The organism is Streptomyces zhihengii, from assembly GCF_016919245.1.
Lineage (GTDB): Bacteria > Actinomycetota > Actinomycetes > Streptomycetales > Streptomycetaceae > Streptomyces > Streptomyces zhihengii.
The window spans coordinates 1970893-1989208 of record NZ_JAFEJA010000002.1 but is presented as its reverse complement, the minus strand read 5'-3'; the positions used below and the strand labels follow the sequence as shown (position 1 = coordinate 1989208).

The window sequence follows — 18316 nt, the reverse complement described above, 5'->3', positions numbered from 1 at the left end:
CTGGTCGTCAGAGGTCGGGGCTTCGAGGAATGGCTCTTCAGAGCTCGAGGTCGAGATCGTCCGCGGAGGCGGCTGGCGTGGGCGCGGCGAAGTTCCGTTCGGTGGCGGTGAGGTCGCCGCTGGAGACCGTGAGCTTGTAGTGCGTGCGCGGGTCGAAGTCGGGGAACTGGTCGATCCGGTCCAACACGTCCCCGACCAGTTTCTTCAGGTACAGCCGGGGTGCTACTCCGACCCTTCCGCCAAGAGCACCTCCCACGGCCCGTGCCAGGTCGGTGAGGTACGCGTCGTCGGCGACCTGCTTGATCCGGTCCGGGGACTGGGAGCCGTCCGCGTACAGGTCGCGGATGGTGGCGCCCAGGCCGGTCAGTGACTGCTCGGTGAATCCGGGCAGTCGAATCTGGACGGCCCGTGGGTTGTCGAAGCGGGGGTCGGTGGTGAAGTCGGTGGCTAGTCGCTGGGCGAGTGGTGCGAGTCGCTGTACGCCCTGTTGTCCGTCGTAGAAGGCGGGCGTTCCCGTGATGACGAGGTAGAGGCCAGGGAAGCGGCCGGAGTGGACTTCGTCGATGAGCTGCCGCAGTGCGTTGAGTGCCTTGTCGCGTGCGTCGGAACGAACCCGCTGGAGGGTTTCCACCTCGTCCAGCACGAGAACGAGTCCGGCGTGCCCGGCGTCCCGGAGCACGGTGAGCAGGCCCTGCAAGAAGCCGAAGGCACCGAAGTGGTCCAGGTCGCCGCGGACGCCTGCGCTGCGCCGGGCGGCTGCGGCGACGTGCGGCTGGCCACCGAGCCAGGCCATGACCGCGGCGGCGGTGGCCTCGTCTCCGGCGTCCAGGGACTGCTTGTATCCACGTAGGGCGGTGGCGAAGGCAGGGGCATGCCGGGAGACCTCGGCAAGGCGGGCAGTGAGAAGCCGGTCCACGGCCTGCGGCAGCTCGTTCTCGCTCGCGCCGTCGGCGAGTGCGTCCTCCTCCAGCGCGTAGAACCACGCGTCGACGACCGGCCGCAGGGCGCTCGGCGGGAAGCTCACGGTGGTCAGGCGTTCGGTGAGCCGCCGGTAGACGGTCTCCAGCTTGTGTAGGGGGGTCTCGGTCTCCGACACCTGTACTTCGGCCACGGCGAAGGTGCGTCGTTTGGCGCGTTCGCCGAGCCAGCGGGTGAAGAAGGTCTTGCCGGATCCGTACTCGCCACGCACGGCCTTGAACACCGAGCCGCCGCCGGCGACGGCGTCCAGTTCCTCGTCGATTGCCCCTTCGAAGCGGCCCAGGCCGGTCGCGAGCAGGTCGAGGCCGCTTTCGGGGACAGCGCCGCGCCGCAGCGCATCCACCACGGCGCGCCGTCGCACGACGCCGATCGGGGTGGCGGCCCCTGATGCTGAAGATCCAAACGCGTTCACCCGAACAGTCTCCCATCCGGCCGCCCACCTGGCCGGATTCCGACGCCAAAGCCTGGCATCCAGCACGCGGACCGGGCGGGCCGGGAGACCGGCCCACCGGATGCAGGGGCACCGCGCCGGTTCACAGCCCGAACTGCTCGATCAGCTGGGCGCGGTGCAGGCGAAGGGTGCGATTGTCAGGGAGGATCTCCAGGATCTGGGCGCCGTCGTAATTGAGGAGCTGGGCGAGGGTCGCTGCGAAGCCGGGTGCACGGGTGGCGGGCTGGCCCGCTCGCTCGGCAAGAGCGGTCATCGGCAGGGTGCCGGCCTCGACAAGCGCGACCAGTGCCTTCGGGAGGACGGTCTTGTCGCGTGGCTTACGGGCGAGAAGGTCCAGCTGTGCCTGGTACAGCTCGGTCTCCATGAGCCGCTCGACCAGGGCAACAGCAGGGTCTTCGAATTGGTTGGAGGTGGGTGCGGGCTCGGGCTCGGCCGCCGACTTCCCGGGTTCCTGCGGTACGGGGGGGGCCACCTCCTCTTCGCCGAACAGGCTGATGACGCCCTCGGGAGCGGGCGGGGCAGCCTTCCTGTTCTGCTTGCGGCGCGGGCTCGCCACGGCGGCATCGGGCACGCCACCTGTGCTCGCTTCGTTCTTGGTGCTGGCCTCGACGACGACACCGTCCTCGGCGTCCTCCGTCCACCAGGAGGGTGTCGGGTCGCCCAGCTCCCGCCATCCGATCGGCGGCTCGGCGCCGAAGGGAAGGAGGGCGAGGAGCGGGATGGTGAACTCGGCGAGGGTCACCCCGCCGTGATAGCCCGCCTTGAGCGCGGTGTACCGGGTGTCGTGGTCCCGCAGCGCGACGATCCGCGATCCGGGCTCCGGCCAGACCACCCGCGGTCCGGACAGCTCGATCTCGGCCGGGGCCACGGGTCCGCCAGGAGTGCGGTGGCGGGCCGAACCGACCATGCCGCCGGCCGCGTCGAGCTTGGTGCCGCGCCGCTCGACTACATGACCGTGGTCGGAGGTGAGCAGGACGGTCATGCCATGCGCACGGGCAGCCCGCAGCAACGGTTCCAGACCGCCGATCTCCTTGGCCCGCCACGCGCCGTCGCCGAGTTTCTGCTCCTTGCCGAGGCGGTCGTCGACCGTGTTGAGTACGACCGCGACATGGGTGTGATCGTCGGCGAGTGCTTCGGTGAGGGCGGTGGAGAACGGCGAGCCGGTGTCGGGGCCGCGCAAGTCGTCCTTGTGGAAGACGACCGCCGGTGCCCCGTTCCAGCAGGAGTGCTGGGGGAAGAGCCGCTTCTCGTCGTTCTGGTCGCCCTTCATCAGGGTGCCCGCGAACAACGAGGTCCGGGATACGGTCGTGAGGGTGGGCAGCGCGGCAGCCACGGCGCGCCGGACGGGCGGTCCGGCCACGGTGGGCAGCGGGTCGAACTCCGCCCACTGTCCCCGGAGTTCTTCGCCAAGCTCCGCAGCTATCGCCGCGCTCATCCCATCCACGAGCAGGAGTAGGACCCGTCGGCCGGGGCTGGCCACGACGGGTGCGACAACGCGGTCCAGCAAGCTCTCCACGGTGAGCATGGCGCCGGGGGCGGTGCCACCCGCGGTCCACACCGCGAGCCGCTCGGAGAATGCACGGTCTAGCTCGCGGCGCTTGTCCCGCGCCTGCGCGCCGATCCGGCTGTACGCGTCGGCGAGTACGTCGTCCGGGTCGCCGCCCGCTTCGAGGTGTTCCAAGGCCCGGTCTACCCAGCCGAGTTCGCAGATCTGGCGGGCGGTACCGTCAGCGACCGAGGCGATATCGGCCTCAGGCGAGCTGGCGAGCCACTGCCGCAAGCGCGCCGCCATCCTCACCCGCTCGATTCGCGCGCGGGTGGCGCCGTCGGCGGCCAGAGCATGGTCGGCCAGCGCGGTGACGGCATCAGTGATCGTGTCGGTGCCGCCGTCGGCGAGGGCACGACCAGCCGCAGTGAAGCGGGCGTCGAGTCCGGCCGAGAGCAGCGGGCTGGCAGTCGCGGCAGCCTGTGCCCCAAACTGTGCCACGAGCTGTGCGGCCCGAGTCAGGACCGGGTCGGCGAGCCGGTGCTCGCCTCGGTCGACAAGCCCGCGGACGAACGCCTCGCCGCTGGAGCCGAAGGAGGCCACAAGCCTGTCGAGGTCGTCGCCCTGGGCGGGAGGCTGCTCGCCGAGCCACCGCTCGGCGCGCCCTCGCGCCCGGTACAAGTCGTGATCGGCCTCCGCGTGCCCCCACAAGGCGGCGCAGACGACCGCGTAGGCGGCTGCGTCTACCCCGTGTTCAGCGTTCCCCAGAGCGGTGATGATCTTTCCGGTGGAACCGCCCTGCTCGGGTTCGGCGAGGAAGCGGGTCAAGCCGGCCCGTTCCGGTCCGCGCAGGTCGCGCAGGAGGTCGGGGCCGCCAGGGGTGAGAGTCCATCGGAACAGTGCGACGGGGTCGATGCGGTCTCCGTCTTCGTGTGCGGCCGGCCCGCCCAGGGCATCCGTGTCGTGACGGCCGATACGGAGACGGCGCCTGGCCAGCCGGGTGAGTGCCTCGTCTCGGGAGAGCACTCCCTTACCCAATGAGGGCCAGCCACGGGTGGCTGCCGCGTCCAGGAGCGCTTCGGCCGCCCAGGTCTCACTGCGCAGTCGCCCGTCGAGCCCGCGTGCGTCGAACGCCTCCTGCACGACCTCCCAGTTGTCGACGGACCGGATCCCGCCGCCGTAGACGCGGGCGAGCAGCCCGGGGTCGAGGTCGGTGTCCTCTCGGTCGGTAAGGACGACCAGGACCTTGGGGTCGGGGGGAGTTGCCGCGTCGAGATGGCCCAGGATCTGCTCGTGTACGGCCAATACCGAGGGCCCGACGGCCACACGCGCCCGCAGCCCGCCCGCTGTCTGTTGCACTTCGGGCCCGTCCCAGGCCGGATCGGCCCGCAGCAGCAGGACGCGGACCGTGCCGTCGCCGAGCCGACTGCGGGCGGCTAGGTACTGGCGGACGGTCCCCGCCGGCAGCCGGGCGAGACCGGCGGACGCGGGCGCTGTGGTGACGGTGTCGGACATCAGTCGACAACCCTCCAGACGACCTCGACGGTGGCGTTGGGGTTCTCGGCCGCGAGCGCCGCGATCTCCGCCTGCAGCTCGGCAGCAGCCCGCGCTGCGGTGGTCCGCCCGCCGCCGGAGCGGACAACGGACCGAGACGGCGTGCGGGGCCCCGGCTGCGCCACCGGCTCCGGCAGCACCTGGGGGTGGGCGGAGCCGCCGATCAGGTCCACGTCGTCCGAGCTCGGCAACGGGGTGGCAGGGGTCTGGGGCTGCTCGGCCGTTGTCTGTCGGGACCTCAGCAGGGACAGCACCTCCCGCCCACCGGCCTGCAACACGCCCGGCAGGTCGGGGTAGTCTCCCGGGTCGCCGGCGGCGGCATCTCGCACCCGCTCCAGGACGGCCGCGCCGTCCACACCGAGGGTGTCGGCCAGGCCCAGCTGGTCCCAGCTGGTGTTCTGCAGCGCGGCAGCGACCTTCCCCGCGCCCTTGAGGGACATGGCGTAGCGGTGTGCGGTGAAGTCACCGAGGTCGAAGCGTGCGAGTCGGTCAACGACGGTCTTGGCGTCTATGCCGGCCTCCGTCACCGACTTCACCAGCTCCTGCGCCCGCCGGGCGAGGACGAGGCGGGGCGAGCCGTCGTCGAGGCGCAGGAATGAACGGTGCTTCTCCAGTTCCCCGACGAGCCGTCCTGCGTCCTGGGCGAGCACGGCGGCGGCCTGCTTGATCTGTCCGGCGAACTGGTTGACGATCCGCCCGCGACGCAGTTGCGGCGCCCGGTCCCCGAGCACGGTCTCGTACCGCTTGCGCGCCTCAGTCCAGTCGTCCTCACTGGGCAGAGCCTGCTCACGCAGGGCGTAGTCCCGCTTCAGCTCATGCGGTGCGGGCGCCGGTTCGACGGGGACACCCCCGCGTACCCACACCCGGTCGGTCATCTCCGCGTAGGCGGCGGCGAGCAGCCGGCGCAGCGGTTCGGGCAGGCCGCGCGGCTCGGGAAGGTCGCTCCAGTCGGAGAGCATTGCCAGAGTCGGCTCGGCGGTTCCGTCCCGGCGGGCCTGGCTGGTGAAGTGGTCAGGCCAGGTGGTGGACTGCCGGTAGTACGCCTCCCTCATGGTGCCGAGGCCGAGGCCGCCCGCGATCCGCGCCATGGTCTTGCGGTCCTTGCCATCGACCTCGACTTGTCCGTCGCGGTCCTCGGCGGCCTTGCGCACGTACTCGAAGACGGTCCTGATTTCGGCAGGTTTCACAGGCTTGCCAGTGCCGTCTGGGTCCAGGTCGGGATGGGCGGGGTACTGGTGGGCAAGCAGCTTGCCGGCCAGGTCGCGGGCGGCGGCGTCCAGCGGTGCACCGAGCGGAAGCCGAAGCTCGGGCACATCCTGCTGGGCGACCAGGTGGGTGTCGAAGCCGAGGTCGACGACCCCTTCCTGCTTTTGCGCGAGCCCGTACGCCTGCCGCAGCGCCTGGGTGACGCGCTCGGTGAGGATGTCGCGCTGCGACTGCAGCATGCTCTTGGCGCGCGCCTTGTCGTCAGCGTTGAGGCTGCGTGCGAATTCGGAGTCGAAGCGGGCCTCGTCGGCGAGGGCCTTGTCGATGACGACGAGACGCTCGAAGTCACTGCGGGAGGCGTCGGTCAAGTGTGTGGGCAGCCAGGCCAGGGTGCGCGAGTCGCCGCCCGGCTTCTCCCGCAGGGCACGCAGCCGCTGCAGGTCGTCCATCGGACCGAACTCGCCCTCGTCGTACGGGAAATCGACGACGAGCCGCCAGGCGTCGTCCTGGCTGGGCCGCAAGGTCGCCTCGGACAGCGAGTCGACGTCGGCGACGTGGCCGAAGACCACCTCGATCTGTCGTTCGGTGCCCTTCCATACAAGGTCAAGCACGTCGTATGCGTCGAAGCCTCCGGGCCCGTCGCCAACCCCGAGCGCATCCTTGAGCAGGCTGCGCATCTTGGCGCGCCGGTTGCCCAGGTTGTTGTGGACCTGTGCGTTGGCGAGGACGGCGTCCAGGTCGACGCCGGTGAGCTCTAGACGGACCACCGCGCCCGGCCCGGTACCGGCGACCTTGATCTCGGGGAAGGTCGCCGCCCACTCCTTCACCTTCTGCTCGAGCCGACCGACCTCGGTGCCCGCGATGCGCGTGGTGATGGAACCGTGGTTGAGGGCGTGCAGCCGCGCCAACGTGAGGTCGGCGAGCGCCGGCACGCTGGGCGCGAGCGCCGACAGCAAGAGGGTCTGCAGGAGCCGGCTGTCACCGGTGAAGTCGCGGCAACGGGCCGCGAGCTGTGGGTCGTCCAGGCTCTCGGGAGAGCGTCGGTACGCCTCGACCTGGTCCTCGGTGACCTGGTTGGTCTTCAGCAGGTACGGGCGCAGCTTGTCCCGGTACAGCTTGTCGGCAGCCTCGAAGTGGACGTTGGTCTCCCCGCTGAACGCCTTGTCGCCGCCGCCCGCGATCGCCGGATACAGATCGCCGAGCGGCACGAGCTGTCCGAGCCGCCAGTCATCACGGTGGTCGACGAGCAGCTGACTCATCAGCTTCAGGCCGGTGCGGGAGCGCTGCAGCGCGGCAGAGATGTGCACCAGGGTGTCCATGAACGCCGGCGAGAACGGGTACGTCCGCCTAAAAGCATCCTCGTCCGCGCCGGTGGTGGACTTGTCGTGACCCAGCAGGGTGTCCCACACATCCGGGCCGAGCTTCTTGGCCTCGGCAAACGCCGCATCCACCTTCGCCTCGGCCCCCGGCACGGGCTTGAGCAGACGAGCCTGCGCGATCTGAGGAAGGTTGCGGTCCTCCAGGACGATCTCGTCGTAACGCCCACCGTTGAGCTTCAAGGTGTCCTGCACTGCCGCCTCGGCGGCACCCGACATCTCCTCACCAACCAGCTCACGCAGATCACGCTGACGGGCGATGAACGACACCACGGGAATGGCACGCCGCTCGTCACCGCCCTCCACGAAGTTCGTCACCTTGCTGGATTCCCTGCCCAGCACCTTCTGGTCGTGGATGAGAGTGGCCAGCCACAGGATCAGCTCGTCCATGAACAGGATGAGCCCGTCGTAGCCCAGCGCCTTGGCGTGCGCCGCGATGACGCTGAGCCCCCTGTCGAGGGAGATGAAGCCGCTGGCGTCCTCGGAAGCATTGCGCGCGAAGGCGGGGAACAGCGTTCTTGTGAGGTCCTGGACGAGGCGGGCACGCAGTTCCCTCGGCGTGGAGGGATTGTCCAGATCGAGGCTCTTGGTGTTCTCGTGTTCCTCCACCGCGTCCATGGCCTCGTCGAGAAGGCTGCTGGTCCAGGTGAAAGAATCACCCCATTCGTCCTCTTGGCCACCGGCATCGGCGAGCTGCGCGATCACCCAGTCGTCGCCGTTACGGCGGCGCTGCTCAGCGAAGTCCTCGAAGATCCCGTCGGTCCGGTAGACCTGCGGCAGCGGGCAATCCTCATGCAGCTTGCGTACGTGCTCCACGTACTTACCGAGCACCCGCTGCTCCAAAGACTTGGCGCCGAGCATGTGGTACGGCACCAGCAGGAACTTACGGTCATCCGCGTCGAGCCAAGAGTGCCGGGCCCGCACCGGATCGAGCTCGCTACGGTTCCGAGCGGCCTGGTTGCGCGAGAGCAGCGCGTAAAGCACCGCCATGAAGTGCGACTTACCGGAACCGAACGAACCGTGCAGATATGCCGCTTTCGACGAATGGCTGTCGAGCGCCGACTTGATCAGGTCCAGGGCCTCGTCGAAGTTACCCAGTAGCCGGTCGGTGACGACGTAGTCCTTCAGGGCCGCCTCAGCCCCCTCGGCGCTGACCGCCTCGTTCAGCTTCAGCACGAAGTCGGAGGTGGACACCGACTCCGGAATGTCGATCAGCTCCCGCAGAAGCGGGCGGTCCTCGGGGCGAGAGTTGTTCCTACTCATGAACGCCATGGTGTTTAAGCTCCTCGCCCTGATCAGTCGGACTCTGCGCCGGCGACGGCATCGGTAACGTTGTCCGTGACGGACATCTGGACGGCGGCTTTCGTGTTCGTTCGCCTCTTGGGCGCGGCTGCCTTCTTCGCGCCACCGCGGGTGGCCGCAACCGGGCGCCAGGCCCGTAGCGCGTCGTCAGTCAGCCCGAGCTCACCCTGCTTCTGCTGCCGGAACGCCAAAATCTCGGCGGCCGGCGACGCCCCGAACTCCGGGTCGTACTCGCCATGCCACTGCTCCACCCACGGCTGCAGCTCAAGCAGCCCGGCCAGGTACGGCACGAGGTCGTCCTCGCCGAGCCCGGCCTGCTGGATATGGGAGGCGAGCGCGAGGGCCTGCTCCAAGTGGTCCCAGCCGGCCCACCCATAAAGCTCCGGCGACTGCGCGTTAACCGTGCCGTACGACACGAACCGCTCCTTGGGTACGTCGAGCTTGCCGCGCGCACGCCAGTAGCTCGGCTTCAGGAAGTCTGCCGCGGTGTACTTCGGCGGCACGGGCGTCTCCTTACGGATCTGCCGCTTGGTGGGCTCGTCAGAAGCGGCGTCCACCTCACGCTGCTTCTCCCACACGTACTCCCAGTCAGCGCGCTTCTTGAGCCCGGACGGCTTGTACCGCAGCGCGGAGACGAAAGGCACGTGCTCCTCGGACAGCAGCTCCCGTACAGTCTTCGCGAGGTCCTGCCGGGGCGCGTACAGCTCGACGACCGACACAAAGTCCTCGTTTGCGGACACGTTTTCGGCGAGACGAGCGAAGGTGATGACAGTAGGGTTGCCGCTGGCGTCGAACCAGTGCGCGCGGTCCTCAACTCGGTCGAGCAGCCAGGACTTCAGCGCCTTCTGCCGCATCGCGTCCCAGCCCTCGGTGGCCCAGCGCCGCTTGTACTCCGGCCGCTCCACCATGCCGATAGCGCGGTTCGACTCAATGACGTCGATCCGCCTCTGCACGAGCGCCTGGTAGTCGGCGGGCCAGTGCACGGGGATCTCCGTGATTGGCGTCGAGCCGTGCCGCTTGAACCACTCGCCACTGGCCTCGCCAGCCGCGACCTGGCGCGCAAGGACGATCTCGAAAGCCCGCTCGCCGAGGGCGAGTTCGGGCACAGCGGAGGAGTCGGGCAGGCGCAAATCCTCGGAGTGCAAGTCGTACAGGGAGTACACCTGCCAATCCAGCTCCTCCTGGAGAGCGATCATGCGGGCGCGGGTGGAGTCGTAGTGGGTTTGAGCTTCGCGGAAGGCGGTAGCGGTGGGGACGCCCTCGCTAGTGCCGTAGCAGGCAACGTTTGCCCTGTTGTGATGTGACGCGCCGTCCTGGTGCTGTGCTGGGCGGCGCGTGGCCGTCACTCTGTCCGAGTGGCAGAGCGAGTACGGGTACGCGAGATCGACGATGACGAGGGCAGACGGCTGCTGAGGATCATCCGCAGGGGCACGGGGTCGGTGGTGACCTGGCGGAGGGCCCAGATGGTGCTGCTGTCCGCGCAGGGCATGCCGGTGGCGAAGATCGCCGAGGTGTCGTTCACCAGCGATGACCGGGTCCGGGACGTGATCCACAACTTCAACACTGACGGCTTCGACTCGCTGTATCCGAAGTACAAGGGCGGCCGGCCGAAGACCTTCACTCTGCCCGAGCGGCGCGAGATCAAGAAGATCGCCAAGTCCAAGCCGACCGAGCACGACCTGCCGTTCTCGACCTGGAGCCTGACCAAGCTGGCGGACTTCCTGGTCGCCGAGGGGGTGGTCGACGACATCAGCCACGAGGGACTGCGCATCCTGCTCCGCGAGGAAGGCGTCTCCTTTCAACGCCTGAAGACCTGGAAGACCTCCCGCGATCCGAACTACGCGGCCAAGAAGGCCCGGGTCGAGCACCTCTACGCGATCGCCGACGGCGAGGTCATACCCGAGGACCGCGAGCCCGAAGTCGTCTTCTGCATGGACGAGTTCGGCCCCCTCAACCTGATGCCACACCCTGGACGGCAGTGGGCCGAACGCGGTGGCAAGCACAAGGACCCGGACCGCGAACCCCGCCGACGGCGCCGGGCGACCTACAACCGCTACGGCGGAGTGCGACACCTGTTCGCCGCCCTGGACCTGGCCAAGGACAAGCTCTACGGCCACATCAAGCCCATCAAACGGCGCACCCAGTTCCTGGAGTTCTGCCGCTACCTGCGCACGCTTTACCCGCCTACGGTGCGGATCGCGATCGTCTGCGACAACTTCTCCCCGCACCTGACCACGAAAAGATGCCAACGGGTCGGCACCTGGGCGGCGGCGAACAACGTCGAGATGGCCTACACGCCGACGAACTCCTCCTGGCTGAACCGGATCGAAGCCCAGTTCACGGCCCTGCGCTACTTCACCCTCGACGGCACCGATCATGCCGACCACAAGGAGCAGGGCAGCATGATCCGCCGCTACATCATCTGGCGAAACCGCCACGCCGACGACCGGCGCCTACACGCCGTCGTCAACAAGGCAAACGTTGCCTGATCCGGCACTAGCGAGGGCGCCGGGGGTCGCCGCGGAGAGCGTCAGGGCGAGGGCGTCAAGCTCGGTGGCGAGGGCAGTGGGGTATCTGGAGGGTAGGGGGAATTCCTGGAGCTTGGTCCCGGTGAACTCATAGAAACGCTCCCAGTCGTCGCTGGTAAATCCGCCCCCCTCTCCACGAATTCCCTTGTCATGGCTAACCATCTTGAGCCAGAACCCGGCCGTGGAGCTGTTGAGCAATCCAAGCAGCGCCAGATGCTCTTCCGCTGTGGCGTCCTCACGGAGCTTAATTACCTGCGCCGAGTCCTTCACGGGAATCCGGCCGGTCTGCAGATAGAAGTGATTGTGCGTCGTCACTTTTGCGTAGACGAGCAGCTTTTGCGCCTTGACACGGGAGCCGTAAACCTCACGCCACGAGATCCAAGGAATTCCCCTGTCTAGCATCGTGATACTGAAGCGCTTTCGCAACTCCAGTACGTGACGCAGTGGCCACATGAAGCGCAGCAAGTCCTCGATCTCCGCGCCTTCGAGGAGCTTCATATCCTGGTCGTACGGGCTGGTGAGCCAGGTCGCGCCAGCGAGACCCCAATCCCGTACCTCATCGCCATTGGCGACAGCGGTGGGCCTGGCACCTCGCTGGCGGGCGGCAGCAGTGTTCACCGAGCCAAAAGCGTTGTCCTCGCCAGTAACGATAGACAGGCCAAGCTCTTGTGCAGCAGTTCGCAGCCGCGTTCCCGCGCCTTCGACAATCTTCAGGATGTCTGGTGCGGCGCCTCCTGTCAGACTCCATGGATGCCTTGACAGGTCGTCACGTCGGGTGTCGCGAACGCTGATCCAGTTGCTCTCGGAGCCTGGGAAGTCGATCTGTTGAGTGATAGCCCGCCAGACAATTCCATCCTCCGCCTTCTCCGGAGCCCCTGGCTCCCCCTGAACGCTCCGGACGGTGCGGATGGTGGCCCGGCGAGCGCCCGTGTAATCCAGCGGCCGGCCGACGAGGATGACCGTCGGAGTCCCATGCCCCGGGATGTATGCCCCCGACGTGTCAATGATCTCAGTCAGTTCGACCTGATCCCGGAAGAAGCTCTCGATCAGCTTCGCACCGAACTCCCTCTTCATGAACGAGTTCGCCGTAATCTGGCCGACCATGCCGTAGCCGAGCCCGGACTTCTCGTCGCCCCGAACCGCAAGCTCGAAGAAGCGCTGCGCAAATGGGACCGACAGCGCGTACGTACCCGCGCACGCGCTGTACAGCTTGCGATACAGCTCGTTGAGTGTTTTGTCCTTGACTGTGATATACGGAGGATTCCCCACAACCACGTGGTAACGACCACGGTTCAGGATCTGCGGGTACTCGAACAGGTCCTCCGTGCTCAGCGCGTAGTACGGGTCCTCGGCGTCGCCCGATTCCACACTGTCGCCAAGACTCAGCTGCTCGTCGCCGAAGAGTCCCTCCTGCCGGTGCTCCGTCGGCAGCAGCGAGTCACCTACCGCGAGCTGGATCGGCCACTCGTACTGCCGCGCCTCTGCGAACGTCCGCATGCCGCTCGAAGCCATTGCCGCGACCAGCAGCCGGAAGCGGGCCACCGCAACCGCGAACGGGTTGAGGTCCACCCCATGCACGGACTCCAACGCCGCCCGCACTCGTTCGTACGGGCCGACTTCGGGTCGCTGCGACGCCCACAACCGCACCAGGCGCCTGAACGCGCCGAGCACGAAGTGCCCTGACCCACAAGTCGGATCGATCATCTTCAGTTCTTCGAAGCCGAACTCTCGCACTGCCGGGGTTAGAGTCCGGTCGAGGATGAACTCCTCCACGAACTCCGGGGTTTGCAACAGCGCGTACGTCTTGCGGGCCGCCTCGCTCAGGTCCTGGTACAGGTCGCCGAGGAACCGGGTGTCCCATCCCTCGGTGCCGTCCTCGCTCAGCGGATCGCTGAAGTCGTGTACGAGAACAGGGCCGCCGGCACCGCCATCGCCGTCTCCGCTGAGCTCCCGCTCGCCAGCACGCTGCTCCCGCCAAAACGCGAGCAGCGAGCCCGCCCCGTCGTGCGAAAGCGGGATCTGGTAGAGCGGGTTGTGGTCGCGGTCGAAGAGCAGCCGGCCGGCCTGCCCGGCGCCCAGCTCTGCGAACGCCGTCTCCAGCCAGCCTCGGTACGTCGGGTCGGCGTCCTTCTCCAGGTACTCCTCGTACCGAGCCTGCGCGGTCTCGCGCCCAGCTACATCCGGGGCGGTGATGTACGGCTCGGCGATGAGCCGGTTGTCCTCGCTGAAGCGGACGAAGACGGTGCCGAGCACCCAGGCCACCGCAACCTGGGTGATCCGCTCCCCGAGCCAGGCGTTCCACGTCGCCGCCGTACGACCCAGCTTCCGGGCCTGCTCGTACTCACCGCGCAGCCGCGTCCCTACCTCGGGGACAGCTTTGACCTGCTGTTCAAGGTCGGTCTCTGCCGCCTTGACCTGCTTCTGCAGGTCGGCGAGGAGGCTCTTGCGGTCGATCACGGAACGGCTCCTGTGGAGAAATCGGAGTGGGCGGAAGAAGGCCGGTTCAGGAGGGGAAGAGGGTCAGGCGTCCGGTGCGAGGTGTTTGCGCGCGACCCAGGCATCGGGCACGACGATCCACTCGTCGAACCCTGCCTGGTACGGCACGCTCTGCCCGGCCAGCCGCGGTGCTTTCGCCGGGTCGGACTGAGCGACGAGCAGCCACAGTGGGCTGCCACCTTGCCGCGCTTCCTCCGCGAGCCTTACGAGCAGATCCAGCGCGTCGTACCGGGCGAGCACCGCAGTGTCGGTAAGGAGCAGCGGTCCCCGCCCCTGCCTCAGTCGCTCTCGCAGCTGCGGCTCGATGCGCCCCCACGCCTTGTCTGTACGGATGCGCAGCTGCTGGTGAGCCCGGCTTCCGGGTTCGGCAGCGTCGGCCTTGAGGACGGTCTCCCAGGTCGGTCTGGCCGCCTCGCCGATCACACTGCGCAGTTCGTTCACGAAGAGCCCGGTCAACGACACCGGACGCACACCGTACGGCTCGTCCACCAGGTGTCGCACCGCGTTCTCAGCACCCCGGTGGGGCACCGTCAGGACACGGAAGCCGTCCTGTCGCGCCGAGTGACTGAGTCGCTGTTCGGCCTTGACCGCGGCGGCGACAGCCGCGTCCGCGTCGTACTGGGTGGGGGCGGATCGACGGGCCGCCGAGGCTCCCCAGCTCGCCGAGGTAAGGCCGGCGGTCGCGTCCCCGGCCGGACGGTCCGGGATGAGACGGAGCACCTTGTCGTAGCGCGTCGCCAGCTTCAGCTCGAAGCCGGCCTGCTTCAGGTAGCGGACCAGTGCGCTGCCGGTGGGCAACTCGCGTGGCACTAGCGGGTCTGTGCCCAGGTCGGGGAAGCGGGTCGTGACTCGCTTGTGCAGGGCGTCAACCGTGAGGCCCGACAGTCGCTCCTCCTCGACGCCCGGCTGCACGGCTACCACACCGGCCTGGGTGATCCTCAGCGCGCGCACCAGGTCCAGGTCACGCGGGTAGATCTCCAGTCGGGGGGTGAGAGCGGCTCGGGTGGATGCTGCCACCGCGATCTCGGCGGTGCGCCGCTCGTCCCAGCCCAGGTTTCCCGGCGGCCGTCGCACCGCGTCCAGCTCGGTAAGGACGGTACTGGCTGTCGGCAGAGATTCCAGGTCCGCGAGTCGGTCGGCCCGCGCGCCCAGGTTGAGCGCGTATTCCTGTAGAGCGGGCAGCGTCGGCGTGTCCGGGCCGTCCACGCCCTCCCGGACATCGAGGGCGAGCAGGCCAAGCACCGGATCGGCGCCCTTGGGCATCCGGGCATGGAAGTAGCGGAAGAGCGGCGGGGCCTCGTTGTTGTAGCTCTCTCGCTCGACCACGGCACGCAGCAGCGACAGGGCGAGCGCGCGCCGGTCGCGCCGCTCCACGTGCTGGGTGCCGCGCCGGGCGATCAGCGCGTCGGCGAGCTCGATCACCGGGGCCACCCGTCCGCGCTCAGCAAGGAGCTCCACCACCTCCTCGCGCAGCAGCCCAAGGGCGATGTCCTCGTACCAGCGCTCGCGCGCCTTCTTCACGATCTGCGGGATACGGCCTGCGGTCAGCCCCACCGCGTCAGCGACGTCCCGCTGCCGAACCCATGCCAGGCCCTCGGGCAGCTTGCCTGCCTCGTTGGGCAGCCGCAGCAGCAGCCGGACCGCTTCGCGCTCCTTGGCGTTGGAGCGGGCACTGCCGCTGGATGGCTTAGGGACCAGGCGAGCGGCCAGCGCGTCCAGGCTCAGCGCGCCCAGCAGCTGCGGGTCAGTGACACTTCCGCCGCCGGCGGCGACCGATTCGGCGACCGCCTGTTCCAGCTCGGTGATTTCTTGACCGGCTGCCTTGCGGGCCTCCGCGCTGAGTGGCGCGGGGGCCGATTTGCCGAGTCGGAGGTTCCACTCCTTCTGCCGGCGCTGGATCTCCTCCCGAGTGCGCGAGCCCATGCCCGGCGCAGTGAGGAACTTCCTCGCCGAGTAGTCCAGTACGTCCCCGACGGTGTTCAGACCCATGGCGAACAGCTGGGACTGCGCGGAGAGCGTCAGACCTGCCACGGACAGAGGCGTCGTACGGTCAGCCCTGGCCGCCTGCTGGTCACGCACCTGCTCGACGGAAGCATCATCGTCCTCGCGGCCGATCTGCGGCCCGGCTTCCTGCGTGGTCCCTACACTTTCCGCCGTACCGTGCCCGGAGCTCGGAGCCGTTGTCCGCTGCGCATCCAGGAAGAGTGCCTGCCAGGCACGCTCCATCGGCTTCAGGTCCGAGAACCGGTCCTTTACGTCCCGCGCCAAAGCCTTGCGGAAGAAGGCGACCAGGCCGTCGCGAACTGCCGGCTCGAAAGCGTCGGCGGCGAGCTGCGGGTACGGCCATTCCTTCGGATCGGTCTGCCGGGCCGTGACGGCACCGTCACCCCATCGGGGCAGCTCGTTCGACGCCATCTCGTGCAATGTCGCCGCGAGCGCGTAGCGCTCGGCATGACCGTCATACGAGCCGCGCGTGATGACTCCCACGAACGGGTCGAGATAGCCCTCGGTGCCCGCATCGATCTCCTTCGCCGGGTATCCGGCAAGCGAGAAGTCAATCAGCACCAACTGTCGAGTGCCGTTGGGACGGATCCGGATGGCGATGTTGTCCGGCTTCAGGTCCCGATGCCAAATTCCTTCCGCCTCCAAGTGCTCCACCGCACCGAACAGGTACTTCCCGTACGCCTCCAGCTGGTCCATGCCCAGGCGACCGTTGTCCCGCAGCTGACGGGCGACGGTGTCCTCACGCCGCCTCGGTCCCTTCCCGTCACCACGGTCCTGGTCCTTCAACTCTCGGCTGTCACCGACGTATTCGAGAGCGAGCACCCGACGACCCGCGAGAGTCATCGGCTCCCGCTCATAAAGCGCGATGATGCTGGAATCCCGGTGGATGCGGCCCAAGATCTGGGCCTCCCGGTCGAGGACCGCGTGCTTGGCCTCGCTCAGCGCGACCTTCAGCACAGCCACCGGCAGGGTGCCGCTACGCCGCGGCTCACCCGCGAGATCCCTCACCAGGAACGCCCGAGAGGTCGAGCCCGTGCCGAGCCGACGAACAACCTCCCAGCGCCCGGCCAGTACATCCCCGGCCACGGCCTCCAGCGGGTCCTTCTCCGGCTCGCCCCGATCCTCGTCCGCTTCCGATCCCGATCCCGATCCACCGTCCCCGCCCGTGCCTGCGGCTGCGGCCGAGCCGACGGAATCCTTCTCGGAGAATGCCTGCTCGACGTACTCCAGCATCTCCAGGAAGTCGTCGACCGTGGACAGGCGCCGACCCGGCTCGTACGCGGTGGATGCCTCCACCAGGTCGTCAATGTCCGGGTTGAGTCCGTCGACCAAGGCACTCGGACGCAGGCTCTCGCCAGCTTCCAGGCGGGCCATGACCTCGCTCTGGCTTGCCCCTGGTGCCTGCCCGGTGACCAGCAGATACGTGAGGACGCCGAGCCCGTACACATCGAGGCGCACCGGATCGGCCTTGGGAATCCTCAGCTCCGGCGCCAGATAGGGATCAGCCTGCTCCGAGACGTGGAACCCGGACACATTTGTTGGAGCCAGGGTCAGTGGCCGGCCACGGCTGGCGCTCTGGCCTGTAGCGATCTGCCAGTCCGCGATCTGCGGCCAAGGGCTCAGCCAGCGCTGCTCCTCGCTGAGCTCCCGCCCGCGCGGGCCGCGATCCCGCGGAATGATGTGCACTGCGTGCGCCGACAGCGTGCGGTGATGGAAACGGCGTGAGTGCGCGGAGCGCACCGTCTCCGCGAGCTGCCGTACGAGCGCGAGGCGACCCCTCAGGTCCAGCTGCTTCCCGTGCTGCACCAGAAAGTCATCCAGCCGCAGAGTCTCCGGGTGGTAGTCGAACAGGATCGTCGGCCCAGCCGGATGCCCCGACGGCAGGTAACTCTTCAGCTGTACCGCACCCGGGTGCCGGAACCGGCTGAGCACCAGCGCCTCGCGGGCAGCGGCCTGCTCCACCGAACGCCGCTCGGCGTCCGAAGCACCGCGCTCGCTGAGGAAGACCCGCACCCGCGCTAGATCATGCAGCTGGGAGTGACGGCCCAGGTAGTCGGCCCAGGTGGGTCCAGAGTCGAACGCCTTCGCGTCCAGGAGATAGGAGCCCACCTCATGCTGGCGGCGGATCGGTGCGATGCCGAGCTTCTTCAGGGCCCCGTCGACGCGGCGAGACGTCTCTGCCGTTATCCGGCGCCGGGCGTCACCTGGCGGTTCGGCCAGCATTTCCACGAGCTGCTTGATCGTGCATACGCCGTTCAGATCGGCGGCCGGCAGGTTCACGCGGAGCTTGTCATCGGTGAAGCAGACCGCCTCGCCCACCCAGATCTTCGGCCGGTCCCCGGGCCGACCGGAGACGTCGTTGATCAGGCCGGCCAGTTCCTTGGCCTTCCGATTCGCCAGGTGCAGGGGGTTGCCGTGTCGCCGCTGGGTCCCGCCGGGCGTGGTCTGCACCCAGTCGTTGCCGCCGCCGTGTACCGAACCGTGCCAGTCCTTCAGCTCGAGGAGGAACACCCCGGCCGGCGCTGTCACCAGAAGATCGATCTCGCGGACATGGCCGCTGTTCGCGGTGAACGTGAAGTTCGACCAGGCGCGCCACGGCTCCTCGTCCGGCATACGCCTGCGGATCGCTTCCAGGCCGCGGCGTTCGTGCTCGTGGTCGGACTCGGTGACCGTCGTCCACCGATCTTCCAGCATGCGACTCCCCGCCTGTGTCCGTTTGCGCATATTTGCGCGTACCGCGATCCTGCCGCCGTTCGCAGGAACGTCGGGCTGCCCCCGCTGGATGAATCTTAGAGGGCAGGACTGACAGCAAGAGGGAGAGCGGGCTTCCTGGAGGTCTTTGCCCTTCGAGCGTGATCACCGGGTTCCCGCAGGTCAGGTAGAGATTCAGCCACGGAATGTCAGTGATGGCCCCGCGCTGCCGGTTACGCGAAGG

At 68.2% G+C, this 18316-nt stretch carries 6 protein-coding genes and 1 pseudogene; 1 reads left to right on the top strand and 6 read right to left on the bottom strand.

Annotated features, from left to right (window positions below):
* Window positions 1-37 precede the first annotated feature (37 nt).
* The 4 genes and pseudogenes from brxD to pglX (JE024_RS36165) all read right to left on the bottom strand — a co-directional run.
* Window positions 38-1348, bottom strand: coding sequence for a BREX system ATP-binding protein BrxD (gene brxD / locus JE024_RS36180; protein WP_244883647.1), 1311 nt, complete (start codon window positions 1346-1348; stop codon window positions 38-40).
* 163 nt (window positions 1349-1511) lie between these two features.
* Entirely contained in the window at window positions 1512-4430 is a 2919-nt protein-coding gene (gene pglZ, locus JE024_RS36175) for a BREX-2 system phosphatase PglZ (RefSeq protein WP_205378072.1), read from the bottom strand.
* The gene (gene pglY / locus JE024_RS36170; RefSeq protein WP_205378071.1) at window positions 4430-8323 is read right to left on the bottom strand and encodes a BREX-2 system ATPase PglY; all 3894 of its coding nucleotides are present in this window, start codon (window positions 8321-8323) and stop codon (window positions 4430-4432) included. Before pglY ends, pglZ begins: the two co-directional genes overlap by 1 nt.
* A gap of 23 nt (window positions 8324-8346) precedes the next feature.
* Window positions 8347-9615 (bottom strand): annotated as a pseudogene (pglX, locus tag JE024_RS36165) (BREX-2 system adenine-specific DNA-methyltransferase PglX); the annotation flags it as partial.
* A 93-nt stretch (window positions 9616-9708) separates the two neighbouring features.
* On the opposite strand from pglX (JE024_RS36165), the gene JE024_RS36160 reads away from it, so the two are divergent.
* Window positions 9709-10842, top strand: a complete 1134-nt coding sequence (locus tag JE024_RS36160; RefSeq protein WP_205371596.1) for an IS630 family transposase — start codon at window positions 9709-9711, stop codon at window positions 10840-10842.
* On the opposite strand, the gene pglX (JE024_RS36155) is transcribed toward JE024_RS36160, so the two are convergent.
* Window positions 10807-13338 (bottom strand): BREX-2 system adenine-specific DNA-methyltransferase PglX, encoded by a 2532-nt coding sequence (pglX, locus tag JE024_RS36155; RefSeq protein ID WP_205378070.1) that lies wholly within the window; start codon window positions 13336-13338, stop codon window positions 10807-10809. The two genes, JE024_RS36160 and pglX (JE024_RS36155), sit on opposite strands and share 36 nt — an antisense overlap.
* 63 nt (window positions 13339-13401) lie before the next feature.
* Window positions 13402-18075, bottom strand: a complete 4674-nt coding sequence (gene pglW / locus JE024_RS36150) for a BREX system serine/threonine kinase PglW (RefSeq protein WP_205378069.1) — start codon at window positions 18073-18075, stop codon at window positions 13402-13404.
* Between the last annotated feature and the right edge of the window lie 241 nt (window positions 18076-18316).